Below are 18,112 nucleotides of genomic sequence, written 5' to 3'. Positions count from 1 at the left end.
TGCCGCATGCCCCACCAGCCGGTTAATGTTCTTTTAACCAAACTGACATGGTTACATTTAAGGCTCAAGCGGAAAGTAAAAGGTGAGTTAACGCGTCGCGCCTGCAAACGGTTCCTTTATGGTTAACAAAAAGTTTGCGGGCTTGACCGTAGTGAGGAAAGCATTCCTCTAGGTCATCAAAAGGTCAAGCTAAGCGCTTGGTTTTCCTTGCGTGGCAGGCCAGATAGAAGGCTAGATTAAGAAGATTGCCGCCCGCCGTCAGCCTCGATTCTCTTATGCTGGCAGCCTAAGAAAAAGTTGTCCATGCCCTTGCGTCAGCCCGGTGCCCGCGAGCCGATTTTCAATCTGCCGTCGGTCGTGACCTTCAGCATTCTCGCTCTGGTGGCAATTCATGCCGTTCGGATGCTCTTCCTCTCGGAGGAAACCGATTTCCAGCTGGTGATCGACTGGGCGGTGATTCCCGCCCGCTGGGCCGTCGCTTATGGCGGCGCCGACAGCCAGGAGGTCGTCCGGGCCCTGCAGGAGGGCGCGGCGGAGGATGTCCTGGAGCCGATCGCGGCCTTTGCGCAATACATCCTCGGCGATGGGGAGGGGCGGCCCTGGACGGCGCTGACCTACATGCTGCTCCACGGATCATGGGCCCATGTGATCATCAACAGCATCTGGCTCGCGGCCTTCGGCACCCCGATTGCCCGGCGCTGCGGGGCAGGGCGCTTCTTTCTGCTCTCTGTCCTCTCAGGTGTCGGCGGCGCTATCCTCTATGTGGCGGTAAATCCGCTGCAGGTGATGCCGATGATCGGCGCTTCGGGGGCGGTCTCCGGCCTCATGGCCGCCGCCGCATGGTTCATGTTCGCGCCGTCCAGCTGGCACTGGGAGGGACGGCTCACCGAGCCTCACGAGCGGCCGCGTCAACCTTTCGCGGACATCATCCGGAACCAGCCCTTCCTGGTGTTTCTCGGCGTGTGGTTCGCCACCAACTACATCTTCGCCGTCGTCCAGCCCGTCGGCATGGCTGAGGGCAACATCGCCTGGGAGGCGCATGTAGGCGGCTTCCTCGTGGGACTCGCCATCTTTCCCTGGCTGGACCCGATCCCCGCGAGAGGACGCCGCATCTCGGCTTGAAAGTGCCGCGGATTCGCTCAATCTTCGTTAGAGCTGACGTTGGGTTATGAGCCCGCATCGGCGTGCGGTCGCGAAGGCTGAGAAGGCCTTCGCCCCGCTCAACGGGAGGGAAAACATGAACGTCGATCAGATCCTTTCGCTGAAAGGACGCAATGTCGTCTCTATCGAGGCGGGCAGCTCGCTGGGCGATGCGGCCCGGCTTCTCTCCGAGCGCAGGATCGGTGCCGTCGTGGTGGTGGACGACAGGCAGCCTGTCGCCGGCATTCTCTCCGAGCGCGATATCGTCAAGGCTGTCGCGGCCCATGGCGCGCAGGCTCTCGATCAGCCGGTGTCGCGCTTCATGACCGGCCAGGTCGTCACCTGCACCGGCCACAGTTCCATCAACGAACTCATGGAGCTGATGACGCAGCAGAAGTTCCGCCATGTGCCCGTCATCGAGGGAGCGCAGCTCGTCGGCATCATCTCCATCGGCGACGTGGTAAAGCAGCGCGTGGAAGAAATCGAAGCCGAGAGTCAGGCGATCAAGGAATACATCGCCACCGCCTGATCAGGCTGTTTGCGATTCCTGAATCAGTTCCAGAATATCCGGCAGGGCGCGCTCCGTGGCCTGCCGTCCGAGCGCAACGCATTCCTGCGCGCGGTGAAACTCGAACAATCCCATCTTGGCGAGCTTGGGCGCGACCATGACGTCCGGCGGGTCGCCCGCGAGGCGTGAGCGCGCAATGCGGTCCTGCGTGATGTTGAAGGCATCGACCATGACGGTGGCCATGCCGGGCGCATCGGGCTTGCGCTGCTTGTCGTTGCGTGCGCCCGAGAAGAGGCTCCACTTGCGCGGCGCGTCCTCGATGACCTCCTCGATCTCCTTCTGATCGCTCGTCTCGGAATCGTAGGATTGGATCACCGTTCCGCGCACGCGCACCTCGCCATTGAGGTTCACGCAGATCACGAGATCCGCGCCGAGCGCGCGCGCAGCTGTGATGGGGATGGGGTTCACGAGAGCGCCGTCCATGAGCCAGCGCCCGCCGATGAGAACGGGGTCGAACACGCCGGGCAGGGCATAGGACGCCCGCATCGCCTGGACGAGAGGACCACGGGTCAGCCAGATCTCGTGGCCGCTCGTGAGTTCGGTTGCGATGGTGCAGAACTTGATGGGCAGCGTCTCGACGCGGCGATCCGTGAGATCCTGGTCGAGCAGCTTCTGCAGGCGTCCGCCCGCGATCAGGCCTGCGCCGCTGAAATGGAAGTCGAGCAGACCCATGACGCGGCGCTTGGTCAGCGACATGGCGAAGGCTTCGAGTTCATCGAGCTTGCCCGCGGCATAGCAGCCGCCCACCACCGCGCCGATGGAACAGCCGGCGATCACGTCGGGGACGATGCCCGCCTCATCCAGAACCCGCAGCACGCCGATATGCGACCAGCCGCGCGCCGCACCTCCGCCCAGGGCCAGGCCGATCTTCACCTTCGCGCGCGGAGGCTGCTCGGCAGGTTGCTTGATCTCCTCCACCGTACCTCCGCCGCCACCGGCTCCGGCGCTGCGCCGGGCAATCCCGTCCCATAACATTGCTCAACTCCAAGGCCGTTTGTTCCCATCATGCTCCAGCTTGGTGAAGGGCGCATGAAGAGTGCCTCTCAAGCTTCATTTAGGTCGCGTTGCCGAAAACTGAACAGTGGAGGAGCGAAGGGCCCGCTGTGACAAAATGCTGATGGTGAGCGCGAACAGGATCAATACGGCGAGCATGACACGAAGCCCGACGATGTCTCCGCCGAAGCCGATGAGGGGTGGGCCCATGAGGTAGCCGCCATAGCCGAGGGTCGCCACCATGGCGACGCCCATGCTCGGCGCAATGCCGGGGATCTGCGCTCCCGTGCTGAAGAGAATCGGCACGAGATTGGCAAGCCCGAAGCCCACGAGGGCAAATCCGAGGGTGGCGGCAACAGGCTGCGGTACCAGGACGGCAAGGCCCAGCCCCGCTGCCGCAAGCAAACCACCCAGCTGCATGGTGCGGACGCGGCCCAGGCGGCGCACGACGGCATCGCCGAGAAAGCGGCAGATCGTCATGGTGAGCGAGAAGGCGGCAAAGCCGATGAAGGCCTGTTTCAGTTCCACGCCTGCGACGGTTTCCAGATAGATCGCCGTCCAATCCACCATCGCGCCTTCCACGATGAAGCAGAACATGGCGAGCACCGCGACGATCACCACGGGACCGCGGGGCAGGGCAAAGCCGTGGCCCTCATTCGCCATTTTCTCCGTCTCGCTCATCATGCCGAAGGCCGCGCCCAGGAAGAGCAAGCCCATGAGAATGCAGGAGACGAGCATGGTCGAGAAGATCGACAGGTTGAGTGCGATCAGCAATCCCGATACGGCGGCGCCGACGAGGCCGCCGAGACTGAAGAAGGCATGGAACGACGACATGATCGCCTGACCCCAGGCCTTCTCCACCACGGTGGCGTTGGTGTTCATGGAGATGTCGAGCGAGCCGTTGAAGGCGCCAGCCAGGAAAGAGGCTGCAACGAAGAGGCTTAAGCTGGGTGCAAGTCCGATCAGGAGCAGGCCGATAGTGAAGCAGAGTGCCGCGACGAGGGTCGCGAGCCTGCTGCCCACATGTGTGATCACCCAGCCGATGACCGGCATGAGCAATACCGCGCCGATGGAGAAGGCGAGGAGGCCGACGCTGAGCTGTCCGTCGGACAAGCCGAGAGCAGCCTTGAAGCGCGGCAGCTGCGCCGCCCAGATGCCGATGCCGAAGCCGTTGCCGAAGAACGTGGCGCTGACGGCCGCGCGGGCCGGGAGAAGATCGCGTCGTGTCATACAGCCGCTTTTAGCGAAGCGTTTGTGAATGGGAACCCATCATCGACGGAGGAAAGCCTCCCATTGATGTGAGGCTCACTCTTCACGCCTGAACGAGGGCAGGCTTTCCATCCACTGTTTCGACCTTGCGGTAGAAGCAGGAGCGGCGGCCCGTGTGGCAGCAGCCGCCGTCGCCGGCCACGTTCACCTTGAGCCACAGGGCGTCCTGGTCGCAATCGACGCGCACCTCGACCACAGTCTGGATCTGTCCGCTCGTCGCGCCCTTGTGCCAGAGCTCGCCGCGCGAGCGCGACCAGTACCAGGCCTCGCCAGTCTCAAGGGTCTTGGCGAGGGCCTCTGCGTTCATGTGCGCGACCATCAGCAATTCGCCCGTCGCCGCATCCGTGGTGACACAGGTGACGAGCCCGTCCGCGCCGAAGCGCGGGGTGAGGGCGAAGCCCTCCTCGAGTTCGGCCTTAGAGCCTGGAGCGGGAAAGATGCTGGGGCAGGACGCGCACATGGGAGTCTCAAGAGCTTGAGGAATCGCCTCAAGCCTTACCGTGTCTCACGAGCGTGAGGAAGCGCACCTGCTCTGCCGGATCGTTAAATGCGCCGGTGAACTGGGTGGTGAGCGTCATCGCACCTGCCTTCTGCACGCCGCGCATGGACATGCACATATGCTCGGCCTCGATCATCACGGCTACGCCACGCGGTTCCAGGTACTGCTCCATGGCGGCAGCGATCTGCGCCGTCATGGTCTCCTGCGTCTGGAGGCGTCGGGCATAGACCTCCACGAGGCGCGCGAGCTTGGACAGGCCCACCACGCCCTTGGTCGGGTAATAGGCGATATGCGCCATGCCGTAGAACGGCACGAGGTGGTGCTCGCAATGGGAATAGAAGGGGATGTCGCGCACGAGCACGATGTCATCGTAACCCTCTACTTCTGCGAAGATTTTATTCAGGACGTCCTTCGGATCGTCGTCGTAGCCGGAATAGAATTCCTTGAATGCCTTGGCGACGCGCTTGGGCGTATCGTGCAGGCCTTCCCGTTGCGGATCGTCGCCCGCCCAACGGATCAGGGTCCGAACAGCCGCTTCGGCTTCCTCCCGGCTGGGACGGTCGATAGGCTTGTCGGCGGCTGGAATCAGACGCGGGGACAAGGACTTAACCACATCACTCACGTGGAGCCTCTCTCTCAACTTGCACTGTGCGGAAGCAGGGGATGCCTCTGGTGTTTCACTTCCGTCTTCCGTCTTGAGGGCAACACGCAGCCCTGTCGCGGAGTTCGGTCATGATCTCTATATAGGTGTAAAGGGAGACGTGGAGAACGTTCCCATGCGTAACTTTCATAGACCGGAATGCTGAACGATATCTATAGCCGCCGCATCCTCGAACTTGCGGCAAATATCCCTCACCTTGGGCGCTTGCCCGAGCCCGATGCGTCGGCGACGGCGCATTCGAAGCTCTGCGGCTCCACGGTGACGGTCGATTTGAAGCTCGAAGGTAATGTTGTGACGGCTTTCGCCCACGACGTGAAGGCCTGCGCCCTCGGCCAGGCTTCTTCCGCCATCATGGGCGAACATGTGATCGGCTCCACAGTCGAGGAACTGCGCGAGGTGAGGGATGCGGCAAGCCGGGTGCTCAAGGAAAATGGGGAGCCGCCGCAGGGTAAGTGGGAAGACCTGAAGGTCCTGGAGCCCTTGCGGGACTACAAGGCCCGCCACGCATCCATTCTTCTCACCTTCAATGCGGTGGTCGATGCCCTCGACCAGATCGAGGCGCACCGGGCGAAGGGCGGGGCCTGATGCCGAGCCCTGTCCAGCGTGCGGCGCATTGGGCGATCCGGGGCTATCAGCTCAGCCTTTCCGGCCTCGTCGGCCGCCAGTGCCGGCACCTGCCGTCCTGCTCCGAATATACCGACGAGGCGATTCAGAAGTACGGCTTCTGGCCGGGCGGGTGGATGGGCTTTGCCCGCATCTGCCGTTGCGGCCCCTTCGGAACCTCCGGCATCGACAATGTTCCTGAAACATTGCCCGAAGGCGCGGGCTGGTATAAGCCGTGGACCTATGGTCGCTGGCGGGGCGTCAACGCTCCCCCGATTGTCTGCGATTCAGTCGAACCTGACGGCGGCTGATTTCGCCTTTTCCAACAAACCGTCGGCCCCCGCTTACCTGCTCCGTTGGCAGGAGTGAGCCAGGAGACATTTTGACGATGATTACCCTGACATTTCCCGATGGCGCTCAGCGCCAGTTCGAGCCCGGCATCTCCGGTCGCGAGATCGTGGAAGGCATTGCCAAGTCGCTTGCCAAGCGCACGGTTGCCATGGCGCTCGACGGCACCGTGACGGATCTGGCCGATCCGATCACGAAGGACGCCAAGATCGAATTTTTGAACCGCGAGGACCCGCGCTCGCTGGAGCTGATCCGGCACGATGCCGCGCACGTTCTGGCCGAGGCGGTGCAGGAGCTTTTCCCTGGAACGCAGGTGACCATCGGTCCCGTGATCGAGAACGGCTTCTATTACGACTTCGCGCGCAACGAGCCCTTCACGCCGGAAGACTTTCCGGCCATCGAGGCGAAGATGCGCGAGATCATCGCGCGCGATAAGCCTTTCACGAAGGAAGTGTGGAGCCGCGAGAAGGCCAAGCAGGTTTTCAAGGAGAAGGGCGAGACCTACAAGATCGAGCTCATCGACGCGATTCCGGAAGGCCAGGATCTGAAGATCTATTTCCAGGGCGACTGGTTCGATCTCTGCCGCGGTCCGCACATGTCCTCCACGGGCAAGATCGGCAACGCCTTCAAGCTCATGAAGGTGGCCGGTGCTTACTGGCGCGGTGACTCGAACAACGCGATGCTCACCCGCATCTACGCGACCGCCTGGGCCTCTCAGGAAGACCTCGACAACTACATCCATCAGCTCGAGGAAGCCGAGAAGCGCGATCACCGTCGCCTGGGCCGCGAGATGGACCTGTTCCACTTCCAGGAGGAAGGGCCGGGCGTCGTGTTCTGGCACCCGAAGGGCTGGACGGTGTTCCAGGAGCTGATCTCCTATATGCGTCGCCGCCTGAAGGGCACCTACAGGGAAGTGAACGCGCCGCAGATCCTCGACAAGGCTCTGTGGGAGACCTCCGGTCACTGGGGCTGGTATCGCGAGAACATGTTCGCGACGCAAACGGAAGACGAGCGCGTCTTCGCGATCAAGCCGATGAACTGCCCGGGCCACGTGCAGATCTTCAAGCACGGCCTGAAGTCATACCGCGACCTGCCGCTGCGCCTCGCCGAATTCGGCAACGTGCACCGCTACGAGCCGTCGGGCGCACTGCATGGCCTCATGCGCGTGCGCGGCTTCACGCAGGACGACGCGCATATCTTCTGCACCGAGGAGCAGCTCGCGGAAGAGTGCCTGAAGATCAACGATCTGATCCTGTCGACCTACGCCGATTTCGGCTTCGGCGATATCGTCGTGAAGCTCTCGACCCGCCCTGAAAAGCGCGTCGGCACCGACGAGATGTGGGATCATGCGGAAGATGTAATGACCCGCGTGCTGAAGCAGATCGAGGATCAATCCGGCGGACGCATCAAGACGTCCATCAATCCGGGTGAGGGCGCGTTCTACGGGCCGAAGTTCGAGTATGTGCTGCGCGATGCCATCGGCCGCGACTGGCAATGCGGCACCACTCAGGTGGACTTCAACCTGCCGGAGCGCTTCGGTGCGTTCTACGTCGATGCGGACGGCCAGAAGAAGACGCCCGTCATGGTGCACCGCGCGATCTGCGGCTCCATGGAGCGCTTCACCGGTATCCTGATCGAGCACTTCGCCGGTCACTTCCCGCTCTGGCTCGCGCCGGTGCAGGTGGTGGTCGCCACCATCACTTCGGAAGGCGACGACTACGCCATGGAAGTGGTGAAGGCGGCTGAAGCGGCCGGTCTTCGCGTCGAGGCTGATCTTCGCAATGAGAAGATCAACTACAAGGTCCGCGAGCATTCGCTGGTGAAGGTGCCGGTGCTTCTCGTGGTGGGCCGCAAGGAAGCCGCCGAGCGCACCGTCTCGATCCGCCGTCTCGGCAGCCAGGACCAGACGTCCATGTCGCTCGACGAGGCGCTGAAGGCGCTCGCCGCAGAGGCGATCACGCCGGACCTGCGCCGCGTCGCACAGGCCGTGTCGGAGCCGGAAGGCCACGCCACCCTCGACGGACATCACGTGGTGGCAGGCACGGTCCCTTAAGGCTTCCGATCTACGAATGAATAAAGGCGGCGCTTCCGAAAGAAGCGCCGCCTTTTTCGTTTCAAAAAACTCAATTCCTCAGGATGAGGACGGAGTTTGTTATGAATTCTGCCGCTGCTTTCCGCTTGCGCGCCCACCGGGAGTCGTGCCGCTGCGGACGGCGGATGCATCGCCTGCTTCAGTGCCAGTTGTGCGCTGCCCGACGCGCAGGTTATTCTGCACATGCGCGACACCCGACACGGACTCCGCGATGTCCTCGGCCCAGCGCTTCTCATTGCGGTCGCGCACCGTGCCGGTGAGGGTGACCTCGCGGTTCTGCACGGCAACCTCGATCTCCGATGCATCGACGCGCACATCGTCGCTGAGCCGTTCGTTCACGTCCTCGCGGATGCGGTCGTCGGAGCGTTGATAGTTGCGCGGTCCTCGTCCGCGATGATCGTCGCGGCGTACTTCGCCACGGCTCGCGGTGGCATCGTTGCCGAAGCGGGTGTTGCCGGGACCCATGCCGTAATTGCTGTGATCGCGGCGCTCGTTCACAAGGCTCCAGGTGCGCTCTCGATCCTGCATGAGACGATCGCTCTCGCTGCTGTCGTCACCGGGACGGGCGCGCTCGCCCGTAATGGTCGAAGCGCCATAACGCTTCGGATGATAGCCGCGTCCAGCAGAACCGCGGCCTGCATATTCATCCCCGTAGCTTTGATAGCCGTCGCCGCCGAAGCCGCCGCGCATGCGTGCATCGCGCATGTTCTCCTCGCCCGGATAGCCGAAGCTGCCGAAGGCGGCGCGCACATCGTCCTCGTCACGGAAACGGAATTCGACGCCACCACGCCTGTCATCGCGCCGGGTATGCCTGCCGCGATCCTCACGGTAATCGTGCGGGCGGTGACGCCAGTCGTCATCGCCCCGGCTCATGCGCCTCTCCAGCTCACGCCGCTCATCTCCCGTCAGGCGCGCTTGACCGCCGCCTCTGGTCTGATCTGCGCGCGATGATGTGGGCGTTCCCGTGCGGTCGGGCTCGGATGGGGTGGAGATGCGATGGAGCGCGCGGGAGGCGTCGCTCTCGCTGTCGGTGGCGAGATCGCCGAGGGCTACGATACCCACAAGGTGCTTATCGTGATCGACGACAGGCAGGCGGCGGATCTGATGATCGCTCATGAGCTGCACGATGTGGCCCACATCGTCATCGTCGAAACACCACCACACATTGTCCGACATGACATCGCGCACGTGCGTGGTATCCGGTGGGAGGCCCGCTGCGGTGGCGCGGACGGTGATGTCCCTGTCGGTGATCATGCCGCGCAGGCGGCGTCCGTCGCAGACGGGCAGAACGCCGACATTCATCTCATCCATGAGCCGCGCGGCTTCCTGGATAGTTCTGTCGGGCGAGACCACGCGCACGTTGCGGGTCATGATGTCAGAAATTCTCATGAGCTTCATTCCTCTCAAGGTCACGCCTTGAAGGAAATGAGCGCATGCCCGGCGCGACCGAACGCAAATGGTTGTGACGTTCGGTCAATGCGGGGAGGGCTGAAAGGTTCAGGATTTAGGGCTTGGCGAGAACTTCGATGTCCCGGTCGAGGCCGCTCTCGACCTTGAAGTCCTTCGTGAAGACCTTGCCTTCGTGACGGGCGATCAGAACATATTCGCCTTCCGCCAATGTCACGGACGGAAACGCGCCGATGGCTTCGCGGATCACGTCGCCGCCGGGGGTAAGCACGCTGAACGCCGTTCCCGCGAAAGCCTCTCCGCCCTCGGACGCTACCAGCTTGAGCGTGACGGTGGCCGCGCGGTGATTGAGGGTCGCTTCCGTGACCTTGCCGGATTCCACCTTCAGATCGCTGCGCATGATCGCGTTCGCGTCGCCGTAGGTGGACACCACGTGATAGCTGCCCTCGGGCAGGCGGATCACTTCATTGGGTTTGGCATTGGCGATGACGAGGCGGCCTTCCGAGTTCTGCGCTTCCGGCACATAGACGGAGAAGGACACGCGGCTTGCCGCAATCGGGCTTTCGCCGACCGCACCTTTCAGCCGCAACGCCCCGGCGCTGACCACGAGGCGCTCGTTCAGGTTGCCGGACTGCACGCTGATGCGCTTCGTGGCGCTGGCGAAACCATAGGCCACATGCACGATGTAGTTCCCCGGCGCCAGGGTGAAGCTCGGCGTCGGGTTGCTGGAACGTGCGACGATGTTCGGCTGAGATGTGTCGCCCCTGTCCTCGAAAACGCGCCAGACCAAGCCCGAGCGGATCGGCTCGTTGCTTTCGGAAAAGACTGCGCCCGCATTCACCGCCACCTGCTTGAGAGTCAGCGTAGGGGGCGGGCTCTGCGAGAACGAGGGCACGCCCGGTGTCGGCGGCCCGAAGGGCTGCGGGGCCGCTCCGAGGGGCTGAGTCATGCTCTGGGCGGAGGCGGCGGATGCCGTCAGCAGAGCGAAAAGGCTTAAGGCCGAGATGCGGGAGTTCAGAAACATCATCATCAAAAGAGTTCGAATATTCCCGCTATCGCCCAGGCGTGACGACGGCGGTCTTGATCGGCGCTTCCTCGGTTTCCACGAGATCGGTGGCCGCTGCAACTAAATTCTCAATGGAAAGGGGGCGGAAGGCGAATTCGACGCGGTGCTTGCCGGCCGGCACTTCCACGCCACGGAACAGGAGGTTCGCCCGAAGCACCGGGCGGCGCTCGCCGTCCACGCTTGCTTCCCAGCCCGGATAATAGATGTCGTGCAGCACGAGCACGCCGTGCTCCGCGCTCTCGACGTCCAGGGTCACGGAATTGCGTTTGTAGCTGACGATCCTCACCTTGCTGTCAGGCTTCTCGCCGGTGGGACGCACGGGCGCATAATGGGCCTTGAGCAGAGGCATGCTCGCCTGATCGATCAGCGCTTCCGTTTCGCGGTTGAAGTCGGGCAGTTCATCCGCGCCCACCACGGCCTCCGAATCCACCGCCTGCACATGCTGCGCCATGTAGGCGCGGCGGCCAGTGGTGTTGAGACGGTAGATCCACATCTTGCCGGTGCCGTAGACAACCTCCGCATCGGCAAGACGCGGGAAGTGGCGGGGGAGCTTCGAGACGGGACGGTCGAGGACGAGATAGTCGAGCCCGAGCAGGCCCGCGAGATCGCATTCATAGCCCCGGAACGACGCGGGGAATTGGCGCAGGTTCGGGTCCTCGGCGTTCTCGCCCGGTCCGATGGCGCGCTCGTAATCGGCAAGGCGCAGGGGGTTGTAGCCGATGATGTCCTCGATCTCGAGAACCATGGAGGCATTCTGCCAGGAGCCCTGCAACCCAAGGATCTCGACGCGGGGATATTCGCCCTGGCTGTGACGGTCGGCAAGCTCGCGCTTGAGGATCTGCAGGCCCTGCAACTGCTCCGGCGGCAGCTGGGTGAAGACCGTGTAGCGCCCCGCAGGCTCGGCGTTCATCGCCGAGGCCGCATGACGGCTGATCAGCTCCGCGCCGGTGAGGACCACGAGAGCGGCGGCGATGGCCTCCCGCCGATAGGCGCCTCCGCCCAGCTTGGTCATGAGCGCCATGACGATGCCAGCCGCCAGGAGGCCGCCGCCTGCATCTGTGAGAGAGGATGCGACGAAGCCGCCCTGGATGGCGAATGCGACGCCGCTGGCGATGGCGGCAATCACAAGCGCGACGGCAAGGGCAGGGAGCGCGATGCGGAGCTGGCCGAGGGCGGCCTCGTTCCAGCTCGGCATTCCTTCAGTGGCGTAGCGGTGCACGAGATAGCCCGAGGCGAAGGCAAGGATGATGTTGATGAGGAAGGTTGCATCCGCCGGGCGGCGATAGAGATTCACGCCGGGCAAGTGATCGAACACAGCCTCGAAACCGGGTGAATAGCGGCCGAGCGCATAGAACAGGGCCAGCACGCCGACGACCAGGAAGAACCGGAACTCGCGCGCGAAAAGCCTGCCCCCGGCAATGCCGTGCCAAAGGAGGAAGAGAGCCGGGATCGTGCCGATGAACAGATAGTTGGTGGCCCGGTCGGTCCAGGTGCCCTCGGACAGGCTGTGCCAGTCCGGACCCCAGTAATCGTAGGTCCAGCGCAGCGAGCCGAAGATGTTGCCGAACAGGATCGTCGCCAGGCTTTCGGGCGGCAGGGAGCCCATGGCCGCCACGCCGAAGCCGAAGGAAGGCCTCGTCGAGGTGGCGAGGAACTGCATGGTCAGGATGACCGGCACCGCCAGCAGCGTGCCGCCGATGAAGGCCATGCTTAAGAGAAGCGGAAGGCGCGAGCGCAGATAGGCGAGGGGTTTCGGCGCGGTCCAGATGCGGTGTCCGGCGAGACCGATCAGGGTCAGGGCGCAGAGAAACGCCACCTGATCGCGCCCGATCACCATCATGGAGGCAATGAGGGCAAAGAGCACGCCGACGCGATAGGAGCGGCGGTCCAGTGCTTCTTCGAGGAGCCAGAAGGCGAGCGGGAAGAACCCGTAGCTCAGGATGATGCCCGTGTGCTGAAGGCGGGCGGTCGCCGAGCCACCGAGCATGAACACGATGGCGGCCACCACCGCGCCCGACCAATGCCAGCCCCGGCGGCGGAAGAGCGGAATGAAGGCCAGCGCGCCGGGCAGGAAATGGGCGAAGATCACGAGATCGAACAGCTCCATGGACGGATCCGGCTTGAGCCAGCCGAACAAGAGCATGGTGGGCGTGAACAGAAGCGATTGCGGATCGGCAGCTGAAGGGTGACCGCCGAAATGATAGGGGTTCCAGAGCGGCAGCTCGCCATGGGACAAGGCCGTGCCGAGATAGCGCAGGGTAGGATAGAACTGGTTCTTCGAATCCCACGGAACGACGGAGCCGGTGAGCGGCCAGATGGCGGCGGCCAAGGCCCAAGCGGCCAGGATCAGGCCGAGGGCCAGAAGCGTCTGGCGCCTGGACCATGCCGGGGATGGAACGGGACCGTCGGGTCCGAGCAAGGATGTCTGCATGTGTTACCAGCGGCGCTTCGCAAAGCGGTCCGGCCATCCTTGCGTCAGCCCTCAGGCTTGCCGCAGGAAGGAACCTGCTTGGCGGATCGCCGCACTCCCCCTATACATCCGTTGCCATTTGTTGATTGTGCAACGGCCTGACGTCTTGAGACGCCCGTGGTTCTCAACAGCAGCAAGACGGCAAGACCAAGGCAGATCTTGAAGCGTCCCGCCCGCAGCTTTCACGGACCTTTCAAAAACATTGTCTCACATAAGCCAAGTTGGATGAAGATCCCATGAATGATAGCCTTTCCAACCTTTTGAGCCGTCGTTCCGTGCCCCCGCGCTGGTTGGGAGGCCCCGGCCCGAGTGCGGAAGAGGTAGAGACCCTGCTCACGGCGGCGGCCCGGGTACCGGACCACGGCAAGCTGGTGCCCTGGCGCTTCATTCTTATCGAAGGCGAGGCCCGGCAGCGGCTGGGCGAGGTTCTGGTCAAGGCTTTCCAAGCCGATCATCCCGATGCCGATGCGGAGAAGATCGCCACGGAACGCGAGCGCTTCGCCAAGGCTCCGCTGGTGGTGGCCGTTGTGTCCCGCGTGATGCCTCACGTGAAGATCCCCGAATGGGAGCAGGTTCTCTCGGCGGGCGCCGTGTGCGTGAACCTGCTGCATGCGGCGAATGCCCTGGGCTATGGCGCGTCCTGGCTGTCGGGCTGGGCCGCCTTCGACCGCCGCGTGCTGGACGCCCTGGGCCTTGCGCCCAACGAGCGCATTGCAGGCTTCGTCCATATCGGCACGCCGACCGAGAAACCCACGGACCGCGAGCGCCCGAACCTCACCGACATCGTCACCCGGTTCTAAGCGCATGTTTTATGAGACGGCCAGCAACGCTCACGGCCTGCCGCACGATCCCTTCAAGGCCATTGTGAGCCCCCGTCCCATCGGCTGGATCACGGCGATGAGCGCCAAGGGCGAGATTAATCTCTCGCCCTATTCCTTCTTCAACGCGATCTCCGAGCGTCCGCCGATGGTGGCGTTCTCATCTGCCGGAAAGAAGGATGCGGTCACCTTCATCGAGGAGACGAAGGAATTCGTCTGCAATCTCGCGACCTACGACTTGCGCGAACAGATGAACCAAACCTCCGCCGTTCTGCCGCGCGGCGTGAACGAGATGGAGCATGCGGGCTTGAAGGCCGCGCCGTCGCAGCTGGTGAAACCGCCGCGCGTGGCCGACGCCTTGGCCGCTCTCGAATGCAAATGGGTGCAGACCGTACCGCTGACTTCATTGGAGGGCGGAGAGGCATCCTATTATCTCGTGATCGGTCAGGTGGTCGGCGTGTATGTCGATGACCGCTACATCGTGAACGGCCTCGTCGACACCGCCGCCATGCGCCCCATCGCCCGCGCAGGCTATCGCGACTATTTCGTCGCAACCGAAGAGACGAAGTTCTCGATCACGCGACCGGGTGGTTAGAGCTTTCCTGCTCTCCGCAGCAGCCGTTCGGCGCGCAGGAGATGCGGACGGTCGAGCATCTCGCCGTTCACGCCGACGACGCCTGCGCCGGGATTGGCTTTGAAAGCCGCGATCACGGCTTCGGCGCGCGCGATGGCATCGGGCGACGGCGTGAAGGCTTCATTGATGACGGGCACCTGCGCGGGGTGGATCGCCATCTTCGCGACGAAGCCGTCGCGGCGGGCGGCGCGGCACTCGGCGGCAAGGCCCTCCATGTCGCGGAAATTCGTGTAAACGGAATCGACCGCATCGATGCCAGCCGCCGCCGCGCCGAGAAGCGTGAGCGAGCGGGCGAGGCGGTAGGGATCGGTATAAGCGCCGCTCTCGTCGCGGTTGGCCTCCGCGCCGAGATCGGCGGAGAGATCCTCGCCGCCCCAGGTGAGACCCATGAGGCGATGGCTCGCGCCAGCGAATGTGCCGAGCGCGAAAACGCCGGCTGCATTTTCCGTCGCGATGGCGAGAATACGCGTTGCGCCATCTTCAAGTCCGAACTCCGCTTCGCGCACGGCGAGCTTCGCGCCGAGATGCGCGACATCGGCCCCGCCCACCGTCTTCGGCAGAACGATACCGTCCGGCGTGGCCTTCATCACCCCGTCGAGATCGGCATCGATCATGCCCGTGGTGAGGCCGTTCACGCGCACATAAAGGCGCGGGCGCTCAGGCTTGCCGCGATGTTCGGAAACGAAGGCGGAGGTGACGCGGCGCGCTTCTTCTTTGGCTTCGAGAGCGACGGAATCTTCCAGGTCGATCAGCAGAACGTCAGCGCCGGACGCGAGGCCCTTCTCGAGCTTTTTCTGGCTGTCGCCGGGAACGAAGAGCAGGGAGCGCATCAGACGTTCCTCTTTCGCATGAAGGCCTGACGGCGGCATTCGGCGACGAGGGTGCCGTCCTGCTTGTATGCCCGGTGGATGAAATCGACGATGCCTGCATTCGGGCGCGATTTCGACTCGCGCTTGTCGGCGATCTCCGTCGTCACGTTGATCGTGTCGCCCTCGAACAAGGGTGAGGGAAATTTCACGTCCGTCATGCCGAGATTGGCGATGGTGGTGCCTACCGTCGTGTCGTTGACGGAAATGCCGATCATGAGGCCCAGCGTGAAGAGGGAATTCATGAGCGGCTTGCCCCATTCCGTCTCCGTGGCGCAGAAATGCGCGTCGATGTGGAGCGGCTGCGGGTTCAGCGTCATGTTGGAGAACAGCATGTTGTCCATCTGCGTCACCGTCCGCGTGAGGCGATGCTTGATGGTGGTGCCCACCACGAAATCCTCGAAGTAGAGGCCGCCGCGCGGGTGCCGGTTCTCATCGTTCATGACGTTATCCTCCGTATGACGGAAAGGGCATGTTGCTCATGCCTCTTGAAAATCAATAACCGAATTGCTCGCGCAGGATTCGCTCGTCCAGGCTGTGCCCGGGATCGTGCAGCATCACAAGATCGACGCTTCTGTCCATCGAGGCGTGCACGCGTGACACGTTGCGGAATTCCGTGTGGTCGGCTACCGCGCTCACGGGGCGGTTTTGCGCTTCCAGCACTTCGATTTCGATCTTGGCGTAATCCGGCAGCAGCGCGCCGCGCCAGCGGCGGGGACGGAAGGCGGAGATCGGCGTGAGGCCGAGGAGAGGCGAACTCAAGGGCAGGATCGGACCGCCCACGGAGAGATTGTAAGCCGTCGATCCGGCGGGCGTGGCGACGAGAATACCGTCCGCGATGAGTTCGGGAATCCGCACTTTTCCGTCGATGCTCACGCGCAGCTTCGCGGCCTGGTAGGTCTGGCGCAGCATGGAGACCTCGTTGATCGCGCGGGCCGTATGGGCCGTGCCCTGAACGTCCCAGGTCACCATGAGAAGCGGATGCACGACGCTGCGCTCGGCATTCTCCAGGCGATCGAACAGGTCGTCCTCCCGAAACTCGTTCATCAGGAAGCCGACCGTGCCCTTGTTCATGCCGTAGATGGGCTTTCCCGTGCCCATGGTCTTGTGCAGGGTCTGGAGCATCAGGCCGTCGCCGCCGAGCGCCACGATCACGTCTGCCTCTTCGAGGGAGACGTTCTCATAACGCCGCATCAGGGCCACGAGCGCGCCCTGCGCATCGGGCGCGGCGCTGGCCACGAATGCAATCTTGTTGAAACGACGGGCCATGCCCAGATACCCTCGCTTTCGCCCTTGGGGCTACGTAGCACAGGCATAGCATGGAACGCCCACTTCTCGTCTATACGACCTTTCCCGATGTGGACACCGCCCTCTCGATTGGGGAAAGCCTCGTCCGGGAGGGCCTGATCGCCTGCATCAACGTGCTGCCGGGCATGCGCTCGGTCTATGCCTGGAAAGGCGCCATCGAGCGCGGGGAGGAGGCGGTCGGCATCCTGAAGACCCGCAAAGGGCTTCAGGAGCAGGTCCAGGCGGGCTTAAAAGACCGGCACCCTTACGAGACGCCGGTCATCTTCTTCATCGAGCCCGAGAGCGCGGATGCCGCCACTCTTGATTGGATATTAGGGGAGACGGCTGGCAAGGAGCCTTAGCAAGCAGCCTTAAACCGCCGAACTCCACTGCACCGGCACGAAGCGGAAGCTGTTGCCGTCTTTCGCGATGTGGCCGGTGGCGGGGAAGGGGGCGTGGTAGAACGCCACCTGCGCCTTCTCGGAGGCTGCCATGTCGAGCATGCGGCGGCGCGTGGTGCGGGCCTGGTCCGCATCCATGTCGAACACCGCCGACCAGTCCGGATTACGCACGAACAGGGCCGGATGGTTCGTCAGGTCCGACATGACCATCAGCTTGCCGCTCCCCGAGGAAAGCATATAGGCCGTGTGGCCCGGCGTATGGCCCGGAGCGGCGATGCTGGTCAGGCCGGGCACGACCTCCTTGTCCGCCTCATAGCGCTTCACGTTCTGGACAACCGGGCCGAACACGCGGCGCGCGCCTTGGAACGCGCCCTTCATGCCCTCCGGCGCCTGGTTCATGCGCGCATCGTCCATCCAAAACGCCCATTCGGCGGCCGGCACCATGATCTCGGCGTTGGGGAACACGGCCGTGCCGTCCTTCAGGCGAAGGCCGTTGATGTGATCGCCGTGAAAATGGCTGATGACGACCGTGTTCACCTGGGCAGGGTCGAAGCCGGCAGCGCGGAAATTCGTCATCCAGCGGCCGGAGGTCGGCGCACCGCTGTCGCCGTTGCCGGTGTCGATCAGGGTGATCTTGCCGCCCTGGTTCAGGACGAGGGTGTTGAAGGTAATCGGGAAGGCATCGGTCGGCAGGAAGGCCTCCTGCAAGGCGGCCTGCACGTCCTTGAGTTCCGCGTTCTTGATGAAGCCTTCAACCGGGCGGCGGGCGAAGCCGTCGTTGATCGCCGTCACCTCGATATCGCCGACCTTGTAGCGGTAGAAGCCGGGAGCCTGGCCTGCGACAGAGGCGCTGGATGTGGGGCTGGTCTGAGCCAAGGCGGCTGATCCTCCGATAGGAGCGGCGGCAAGGGCAGTGCCTGCAAGAACGGTACGGCGTGTGATCGTCATATAAGTGTCCTCTCGACCTCGATGCGATGAGCCTAGAACGGC

General features: G+C 63.4%; 19 protein-coding genes. 8 read left to right on the top strand and 11 right to left on the bottom strand.

Going from position 1 to position 18,112, the window contains the following annotated elements; all coding sequences use genetic code 11:
* Nucleotides 1-303: 303 nt before the first annotated feature.
* Both MHY87_RS00435 and MHY87_RS00430 read left to right on the top strand, forming a co-directional pair.
* Nucleotides 304-1,122 carry a rhomboid family intramembrane serine protease gene (locus tag MHY87_RS00435; RefSeq protein WP_239348411.1) on the top strand — a complete coding sequence of 273 codons (819 nt, stop codon included), beginning with the start codon at nucleotides 304-306 and terminating at the stop codon, nucleotides 1,120-1,122.
* Between the two features lie 115 nt (nucleotides 1,123-1,237).
* Nucleotides 1,238-1,669, top strand: coding sequence for a CBS domain-containing protein (locus MHY87_RS00430; protein ID WP_239348410.1), 432 nt, complete (start codon nucleotides 1,238-1,240; stop codon nucleotides 1,667-1,669).
* Here the strand turns inward: MHY87_RS00430 and MHY87_RS00425 are convergent, their stop codons facing one another.
* The 4 genes from MHY87_RS00425 to folE form a co-directional block, all read right to left on the bottom strand.
* The gene (locus MHY87_RS00425) at nucleotides 1,670-2,683 is read right to left on the bottom strand and encodes a patatin-like phospholipase family protein (protein ID WP_239348409.1); all 1,014 of its coding nucleotides are present in this window, start codon (nucleotides 2,681-2,683) and stop codon (nucleotides 1,670-1,672) included.
* Between the two features lie 75 nt (nucleotides 2,684-2,758).
* Entirely contained in the window at nucleotides 2,759-3,931 is a 1,173-nt protein-coding gene (locus MHY87_RS00420; RefSeq protein WP_239348408.1) for an MFS transporter, read from the bottom strand.
* 82 nt (nucleotides 3,932-4,013) lie between these two features.
* Nucleotides 4,014-4,430: a phosphoribosyl-AMP cyclohydrolase gene (hisI, locus tag MHY87_RS00415; RefSeq protein ID WP_239348407.1), complete on the bottom strand. Its 417-nt coding sequence runs from the start codon at nucleotides 4,428-4,430 to the stop codon at nucleotides 4,014-4,016.
* Nucleotides 4,431-4,458: 28 nt separating this feature from the next.
* Nucleotides 4,459-5,091: a GTP cyclohydrolase I FolE gene (gene folE / locus MHY87_RS00410; protein ID WP_239348406.1), complete on the bottom strand. Its 633-nt coding sequence runs from the start codon at nucleotides 5,089-5,091 to the stop codon at nucleotides 4,459-4,461.
* Between the two features lie 177 nt (nucleotides 5,092-5,268).
* On the opposite strand from folE, the gene MHY87_RS00405 reads away from it, so the two are divergent.
* The 3 genes from MHY87_RS00405 (at nucleotide 5,269) to thrS (ending at nucleotide 8,134) form a co-directional block, all read left to right on the top strand.
* Nucleotides 5,269-5,715, top strand: coding sequence for an iron-sulfur cluster assembly scaffold protein (locus MHY87_RS00405; protein WP_239348405.1), 447 nt, complete (start codon nucleotides 5,269-5,271; stop codon nucleotides 5,713-5,715).
* On the top strand, nucleotides 5,715-6,044 hold the full coding sequence (gene yidD / locus MHY87_RS00400; protein WP_239348404.1) for a membrane protein insertion efficiency factor YidD: 330 nt from the start codon (nucleotides 5,715-5,717) through the stop codon (nucleotides 6,042-6,044). Before MHY87_RS00405 ends, yidD begins: the two co-directional genes overlap by 1 nt.
* A 77-nt stretch (nucleotides 6,045-6,121) precedes the next feature.
* Entirely contained in the window at nucleotides 6,122-8,134 is a 2,013-nt protein-coding gene (gene thrS, locus MHY87_RS00395; RefSeq protein WP_239348403.1) for a threonine--tRNA ligase, read from the top strand.
* 99 nt (nucleotides 8,135-8,233) lie between these two features.
* Here thrS and MHY87_RS00390 read toward each other — a convergent pair whose 3' ends face one another.
* The 3 genes from MHY87_RS00390 to MHY87_RS00380 form a co-directional block, all read right to left on the bottom strand.
* Nucleotides 8,234-9,562: a CBS domain-containing protein gene (locus tag MHY87_RS00390; protein WP_239348402.1), complete on the bottom strand. Its 1,329-nt coding sequence runs from the start codon at nucleotides 9,560-9,562 to the stop codon at nucleotides 8,234-8,236.
* Nucleotides 9,563-9,677: 115 nt separating this feature from the next.
* Nucleotides 9,678-10,607, bottom strand: a complete 930-nt coding sequence (locus MHY87_RS00385; protein ID WP_370644826.1) for a hypothetical protein — start codon at nucleotides 10,605-10,607, stop codon at nucleotides 9,678-9,680.
* Between the two features lie 25 nt (nucleotides 10,608-10,632).
* On the bottom strand, nucleotides 10,633-13,077 hold the full coding sequence (locus MHY87_RS00380) for a YfhO family protein (protein WP_239348401.1): 2,445 nt from the start codon (nucleotides 13,075-13,077) through the stop codon (nucleotides 10,633-10,635).
* 275 nt (nucleotides 13,078-13,352) lie between these two features.
* Between MHY87_RS00380 and MHY87_RS00375 the strand changes: the two genes are divergently transcribed.
* Entirely contained in the window at nucleotides 13,353-13,916 is a 564-nt protein-coding gene (locus tag MHY87_RS00375; protein WP_239348400.1) for a nitroreductase, read from the top strand.
* A gap of 4 nt (nucleotides 13,917-13,920) precedes the next feature.
* Entirely contained in the window at nucleotides 13,921-14,529 is a 609-nt protein-coding gene (locus MHY87_RS00370; protein WP_239348399.1) for a flavin reductase family protein, read from the top strand.
* Here MHY87_RS00370 and MHY87_RS00365 read toward each other — a convergent pair.
* The 3 genes from MHY87_RS00365 to MHY87_RS00355 are packed head-to-tail and all read right to left on the bottom strand — an operon-like array spanning nucleotide 14,526 to nucleotide 16,703.
* A complete protein-coding gene (locus MHY87_RS00365) occupies nucleotides 14,526-15,398 on the bottom strand; it encodes a CoA ester lyase (protein ID WP_239348398.1) in 873 nt (290 codons plus the stop codon). The two genes, MHY87_RS00370 and MHY87_RS00365, sit on opposite strands and share 4 nt — an antisense overlap.
* A complete protein-coding gene (locus tag MHY87_RS00360; protein ID WP_239348397.1) occupies nucleotides 15,398-15,877 on the bottom strand; it encodes a MaoC family dehydratase in 480 nt (159 codons plus the stop codon). Before MHY87_RS00360 ends, MHY87_RS00365 begins: the two co-directional genes overlap by 1 nt.
* Nucleotides 15,878-15,929: 52 nt before the next feature.
* The gene (locus MHY87_RS00355) at nucleotides 15,930-16,703 is read right to left on the bottom strand and encodes an NAD kinase (protein WP_239348396.1); all 774 of its coding nucleotides are present in this window, start codon (nucleotides 16,701-16,703) and stop codon (nucleotides 15,930-15,932) included.
* Between the two features lie 50 nt (nucleotides 16,704-16,753).
* Between MHY87_RS00355 and cutA the strand changes: the two genes are divergently transcribed.
* Entirely contained in the window at nucleotides 16,754-17,083 is a 330-nt protein-coding gene (gene cutA / locus MHY87_RS00350) for a divalent-cation tolerance protein CutA (protein WP_239348395.1), read from the top strand.
* A gap of 9 nt (nucleotides 17,084-17,092) precedes the next feature.
* Here cutA and MHY87_RS00345 read toward each other — a convergent pair whose 3' ends face one another.
* Nucleotides 17,093-18,070, bottom strand: coding sequence for an MBL fold metallo-hydrolase (locus MHY87_RS00345; RefSeq protein WP_239348394.1), 978 nt, complete (start codon nucleotides 18,068-18,070; stop codon nucleotides 17,093-17,095).
* Nucleotides 18,071-18,112 lie beyond the last annotated feature (42 nt).

The organism is Microvirga sp. ACRRW, from assembly GCF_022346925.1.
Classification (GTDB): domain Bacteria; phylum Pseudomonadota; class Alphaproteobacteria; order Rhizobiales; family Beijerinckiaceae; genus Microvirga.
The sequence above is the reverse complement of the archived record's forward strand: the minus strand, read 5'-3'. Positions and strand labels throughout refer to the sequence as shown.